This is a genomic window from Mycetohabitans sp. B3, from assembly GCF_021498065.1.
GTDB lineage: Bacteria > Pseudomonadota > Gammaproteobacteria > Burkholderiales > Burkholderiaceae > Mycetohabitans.
The window spans coordinates 1-7,048 of the sequence record NZ_JAHLKN010000185.1 but is presented as its reverse complement, the minus strand read 5'-3'; the positions used below and the strand labels follow the sequence as shown (position 1 = coordinate 7,048).

Sequence of the window (7,048 nt, the reverse complement as noted above, 5' to 3'; positions counted from 1 at the left end):
GTGGATGCGCACCGATTATGAACAGACGGTGGATCTAGTGCAGGGATCGCTTTTCCAGTATGCATTGTTGAAAGTCGCGCCCGAGCAGTGGTTTTGGTATCAGCGCTATCACCATATCATGATGGATGGCTATGGCCAGTACCTGATCGCGCAACGCGTTGCATACGTGTATAGCGCGCTGTGTGCTGGGAATGAGCCCGCGTCCTATACGTTGGGCTCGGTGCTGACGTTGTTAGAAAGCGATGCACAGTATCAGAGCTCCGCGCAGCGGGAGAAGGACGAAGCGTATTGGCTCAAGCACTGCGCCAATTGGTCTGAGCCTGCGACACTGGCCAACCGTGCCGCTCCGGCTTTACAGCAGCGGTTGCGTCAGACGACTTACCTGGCCACCCAGGCGCTGGGTGACACTGCGTCGGACGCTTCTCGGCTAACGCAGTTTATGACGGCGGCGATGGCCGCGTATCTTTATCGATTCACGGGTGAGCAAGACGTCGTATTGGGTCTTCCGGTCAAGGCCCGCTTCGGTGCAGACCGGCATATTCCTAGTATGAAGTCCAATACATTGCCACTGCGGCTCACAATACAACCAGGGATGAACCTGTCGTCATTCATGCAGCAGGCCGCGCAGGCGATGCAAAGCGGGCTGCGGCACCAACGCTACCCGAGCGAAGCACTGCGGCGTCTACTTGGTCTGCCGCCCGGGCAGTTACTATTCGGCATCAAGATCAACGTGATGCCGTTTGACTACGCGCTGTCGTTTGGCGGGCATTCATCGACGAACCATAATCTGCTCGCGGGTCCGGTTGAGGATCTGATGCTCAATGTCTATTGGACATCCAATAGCCGTCAATTACGGATCGACTTTGATGCCAATCCTGCTTGCTACACTGCGGAGATGCTCGACGCGCATCAGCGCCGGTTTATCCGGTTCATGCAGGTGCTCGCTGCCGATGCTACGCAACCGATTGACAGCATCGATCTGCTCGACGCTGACGAGCGGCATCGGCTGCTAGTCGAATGGAATGCGCCGCAGCAGGCGTATCCATCGCACGTGTGCATGCACCAGCTATTCGAAGCACAGGTTGAGCGCACGCCCGAAGCGCCGGCGCTGGTCTATGAAGACCAAACGTTGAGCTATGCGCAGCTGAACGCACAAGCCAATCGCTTGGCACACCAGCTGATTGGCCTGGGTGTCAAGCCAGACACCCGGGTGGCGATCTGCGTGCAGCGTAGTGCCGCGCTGGTCGTGGGGTTGTTGGCGATTTTAAAAGCGGGTGGCGCTTATGTGCCGCTGGATCCGAGCTATCCGAGTGAGCGCTTGGCGCATATCCTCGCTGATGCGGCACCGAACATGGTGCTCGCGGATGCGACTGGGCGCGCTGCATTGGGCGACGCGGCGCTGGCTGAGTGCACGGTGCTCAATCCGGCTACCCTGCCGGCATTACCGGACACCAATCCATCAGTGGCGGGCCTAACGGCCCGGCATCTGGCATATGTGATCTATACGTCGGGCTCGACCGGCACGCCCAAGGGCGTGATGGTCGAACATGCGCAAGTGGTGCGGCTGTTCGAGGCGACGCAACCGTGGTATGGCTTTAACGAGCATGATACTTGGTGCCTGTTTCACTCGTTTGCGTTCGATTTCTCGGTCTGGGAGCTGTGGGGTGCACTGCGTTATGGCGGCAAGCTTGTCATCGTGCCCCATTCGATTGCCCGCTCTGCCGACGCTTTTTACCAGTTGGTCTGTGAGCAGGGTGTCACCGTCTTAAATCAGACCCCCAGTGCGTTTAAGGCGTTGATCGCTAGCCAAGCACATAGCGCTTTATCGGATCAATTACGCTATGTGATCTTGGGCGGGGAGGCGCTAGAGCCGACGCTCTTACAGGCGTGGTATGCGGCGCACGACGAGCGTCATCCGCAATTGGTGAACATGTATGGGCTTACCGAAGCGACCGTGCATGTGACGTATCGGCCACTTCGACAACAGGACAGTAAGCAAGCGGGTAATCCGATTGGCGCACGGATCCCAGACCTGAAAATTTATCTGCTCGATGCGCACGGTCAACCGGTGCCGCTCGGTGCGGTCGGTGAGTTGTATATTGGTGGCGCCGGGGTGGCACGGGGCTATCTGAACCGCCCGGCGTTGACCGCCGAGCGCTTTGTGCCGGATCCGTTCTCCGATGAAGCGGGGGCCCGGCTGTATAAGACCGGGGATGTGGCGCGTTACCGACCGGACGGCAATCTGGAGTTCTTGGGGCGCAACGATGAGCAAGTGAAGATCCGCGGCTTTCGCATTGAACCGGGGGAGATTGCAGCGTGCTTAACGGCGCACCCGCAGGTGCGTGATGCGGTGGTGGTAGCAACCGGTGAGGGTTCGGCGAAGCGGCTCGTGGCGTATGTGCAGGCCGAAGCGGATGAGCCACTGGCGAGCACACTGCGCGCGCAGGTGGCGGCGAGCCTGCCCGAGTATATGGTGCCCAGTGCCTTTGTGCGGCTGGACGCATGGCCGCTGACGCCGAACGGCAAGCTCGATCGGCGTGCACTGCCCGCACCGGATGACGCCGCGCTCGCGCATCAAGCGTATGAAGCGCCGCAAGGCGAGCTCGCGACGACGCTGGCGACGATCTGGTCCGAGCTATTGGGTGTCGAACGTGTGGGCCGGCACGATAGCTTCTTTGCGCTCGGGGGCCACTCGCTGCTCGCGGTGCGGTTGATGAACCGGGTGAGAATGCTCGGTGCCGACGTGCCGCTGGCGACCTTGTTTACGACGCCCACATTGGCCGCGTTTGCCGCGGCGCTTGAAGCCCACTGGCAGCAAGGCACCGAGGCGCGGCCCGAGATCACGCCGGTCTCACGTGACGGCAGTTTGCCGCTATCGTTCGCGCAGCAGCGGCTGTGGTTCCTCGCGCAGCTCGATGGGGTCAGTGAGTCGTATCATATGCCGCTGGCGCTACATGTGCGCGGGCCGCTTGATCGAGTGGCCTGGCAACAGGCATTGGATGCGTTGTTCGCGCGTCATGAAGCGCTACGCTCGACGTTTGTCAGTGTTGACGGTCAGCCGCAGGTGCGGCTGCTGCCGGCGCACACGGGTGTGCCGCTGCGCTGGCATGATCTGCGTGGGGTGCCGGATGCGCAGGTGCAACTGGCCCGCTTGCGTCATGAAGCCGCGCACGCGCCTCTCGATCTGGCGCGCGGCCCATTGATTCACGCGTGCGGCATTCAAGTGGCCGATGATGAACACGTGGTGCTGCTCACGCAACACCATATTGTGTCGGACGGCTGGTCGATCGGGGTGCTCGCGCGCGAGTTCAGTGCGCTGTACGCGGCGAGCACAGCCGGCCAAGTCGATCCGCTGCCACCGCTGGCGGTTCAGTATCCGGACTATGCGGCGTGGCAACGACAATGGCTCACGGGTGAGCGGCTTCAAGCACAGAGCGACTATTGGCGTGCGACGCTGGCCGATGCGCCGGTGCTGCTGGCGCTCCCGACGGACCGGCCGCGCCCAGCGCAACAGTCGTTTGCCGGCGCGCACGTGCCGGTGCAGATCGATGCGTCAACCACGCAAGCACTGAAGCGCTTAAGCGCGGAGCACGGCACCACGCTATTTATGACGGTGCTTGCCGCATGGAGCGCGGTGCTCGCGCGCCTGTCAGGCCAGGACGACGTGGTCATCGGCACACCCAGTGCCAATCGCGGGCATGCCGCCATCGAGCCGTTGATCGGCTTCTTTGTCAATACGCTGGCGTTGCGCGTGGATGTGTCGGGTGAGCCCGATACCGCCCAGCTGCTCGCGCGCGTGCGGCGTACGATGTTGGACGCACAAGCACACCAGGATCTACCGTTCGAGCAAGTGGTGGAGATCGTGCAGCCGCCGCGTCAATTGAATCATACGCCGCTGTTTCAAGTGATGTTCGCGTGGCAAAACAATGAGCCAGGCAAGTGGCGCCTACCTGGGCTCACGGCCACGCCGGCTGAGCTCGAGTATGACGTCGTAAAGTTCGATATCGAGCTGAACTTATCTGAGGCAGGTGACGAGATCATCGGCAGCTTAGCGTATGCGACGGCGCTGTTTGAGCGATCCACGATCGAGCGGCACGTCGGGTATCTGCAGGCGATGTTGCGCGCCATGGTGGCGTGCCCCCAGCAGCCAGTCGCAACGCTTGAATTGCTGTCACCGGCCGAGCGCCAGTTGCTGCTGCAGACATGGAACGCGACGCAGCAGGCGTATCCAAAACATCGGTGCGTGCATCAGCTATTCGAAGCACAGGTCGAGCGCACGCCCGAGGCGCCAGCGCTGGTCTATGAAGACCAAACGTTCAGTTATGCGCAGCTGAACGCCCGAGCCAATCGTTTCGCGCACCAGTTGATTGAGTTAGGTGTCAAGCCGGATACCCGGGTGGCAATCTGCGTGCAGCGCAGCCCGGCGCTGGTCGTGGGGCTGCTGGCGATTTTAAAGGCCGGGGGTGCGTATGTGCCGCTGGACCCGAGCTACCCAGGCGAGCGCTTGGCGCACATTCTCGCTGATGCGGCACCCAGCATTGTGCTGGCGGATGCAGCCGGGCGCGCTGCGTTGGGCGAGGCGGCGCTGGCCGAGTGCACAGTGCTCGATCCGACTACGCTGCCGGCGTTGCCGGACACGAATCCGTCGGTGGCGGGTCTGACGGCCCGGCATCTGGCGTATGTGATCTACACGTCGGGCTCGACCGGCACCCCAAAGGGCGTGATGGTCGAACATGCGCAAGTGGTGCGGCTGTTCGAGGCGACGCAACCGTGGTATGGCTTTAACGAGCATGATACTTGGTGCCTGTTTCACTCGTTTGCGTTCGATTTCTCGGTCTGGGAGCTGTCGGGCGCACTGCGTTATGGTGGCAAGCTTGTCATTGTGCCCCATTCAATTGCTCGCTCTGCCGACGCTTTTTACCAGTTGATCTGTGAGCAGGGCGTCACCGTCTTAAATCAGACCCCCAGTGCGTTTAAGGCGTTGATGGCCAGCCAAGCACACAGCGCCTTATCGGATCAATTACGCTACGTGATCTTGGGCGGGGAGGCGCTGGAGCCTGCTATCTTGCAGGCATGGTATGCCACGCACGACGAGCATCATCCGCAATTGGTGAACATGTATGGGCTTACCGAAGCGACCGTGCATGTGACGTATCGGCCACTTCGGCAGCAGGACAGTAAGCAAGCGGGTAATCCGATTGGCGCACGGATCCCAGACCTGAAAATTTATCTGCTCGATGCGCACGGGCAGCCGGTGCCGCTGGGCGCAGTTGGGGAACTGTACATTGGTGGGGACGGTGTGGCACGTGGCTACCTGAACCGTCCGGAGTTGACTGCCGAGCGCTTTGTGCGCGATCCGTTCTCGGATGCACCGGATGCGCGGATGTACAAGACGGGGGATTTAGCACGGTATTTACCGGACGGCAACCTAGAATTCTTGGGACGCAACGATGAGCAAGTGAAGATCCGCGGCTTTCGGATTGAACCGGGGGAGATCGAAGCGTGCTTAACGGCACATCCGCAGGTGCGTGATGCGGTGGTGGTAGCAACCGGTGAAGGCTCGGCGAAGCGGCTGGTGGCGTATGTGCAGGCCGAAGCGAACGAGCAGCTCGCGAGCACACTGCGCGCGCAGGTGGCGGCGAGCCTGCCCGAGTATATGGTGCCCAGCGCATTCGTGCGGCTCGATGCGTGGCCGCTGACGCCGAACGGCAAGCTCGATCGGCGTGCACTGCCCGAACCGGACGCTGACGCGCTGGCGCATCAAGCGTATGAAGCGCCGCAAAGCGAGCTTGAGACGACGCTGGCGGCGATCTGGGCGGAGCTATTGGGTGTCGAACGTGTGGGCCGGCACGATAGCTTCTTTGCGCTCGGGGGCCACTCGCTGCTGGCGGTGCGGTTGATTGAGCGTCTGCGGCGTCGGGGAGTCGGGTTATCCGTGCGCGCGCTATTCGACACGCCGGTGCTTAGCGCGCTGGCCCAGTCATTGGGTCAGCATTGTGACGTGGTGATGCCGCCCAACGTGATCACACCCGACACGAGTGCGATTACGCCGTCGATGCTGCCGCTTATTGAACTGACGCAAGCGGACATTGACAAGATTGTCGAGCAGGTGCCGCAAGGTGTGGCCAATATCCAGGACATTTATGCTCTGTCGCCGCTTCAAGACGGGCTGCTGTTTCACCATCTACTCGCGCGCGACGGCGATCCGTATCTGCTGATGGTGCAGTTGGCCTTTGACACGCGAGCGCGGCTTGACCAGTATCTGCACGCGCTGCAGCAGGTGATCGATCGGCACGATATTTTGCGCACCGCGTTCGTGTGGGAAGGCGTGTCGATGCCCGCGCAAGTGGTGTGGCGCCACGCGCGGTTGCCGATCACCGAGCTGACGTTAGACGCCGCTGACGGGCCGATCGCCGAGCAATTAGCGCGGCGCTTTGATCCGCGTCATACGCGGCTGGATCTGACGCAAGCGCCGCTGCTGCACTGTGCGATCGCCCAGGATAGTGAGGGGCGCTGGCTGCTCATGCAGCGGCTGCACCATTTGATTGGCGATCATTCGACGCTGGAGGTGATGCACGCGGAGGTGCGCGCATTCATCGAGGGGCGAGGCGACATGCTGCCGCCGGCGCAGCCGTTCCGCCATCTGGTCGCGCAAGCGAGGCTAGGTGTGAGTGAAGCCGAGCATACGCGCTTTTTTACCGAGCTGCTCGCGGATGTGGAGCCGACCCTGCCGTTTGGGCTCGCGCAGGTACAGGGCGACGGCAGTGACGTGAGCGAGTCACACCGGATGCTGCCGTCGGCGTTGAACGATCGGCTGCGTGTGCATGCGCGGCGCCTAGGCGTGAGCTTAGCGAGCCTATGTCATTTGGCGTGGGCGCAGGTGCTCGCCCGCGCGAGTGGCCAACAACGGGTGGTGTTTGGCACCGTGCTGTTCGGACGCATGCAGGCGGGTGAGGGTGCTGATCGTGCGATGGGGCTCTTTATCAATACGCTGCCGCTGCGTGTGGAGCTGGACGGCAGTGTGCAGGCGTGTGTGCGGAGCACGCAC

General features: G+C 61.8%; 1 protein-coding gene. It reads left to right on the top strand.

All coding sequences use genetic code 11. The features are described 5' to 3' along the window. Nucleotides 1-7,048 (top strand): non-ribosomal peptide synthetase (locus KQH55_RS16200; protein WP_235091690.1); only part of this gene is annotated, 7,048 nt, incomplete at both ends.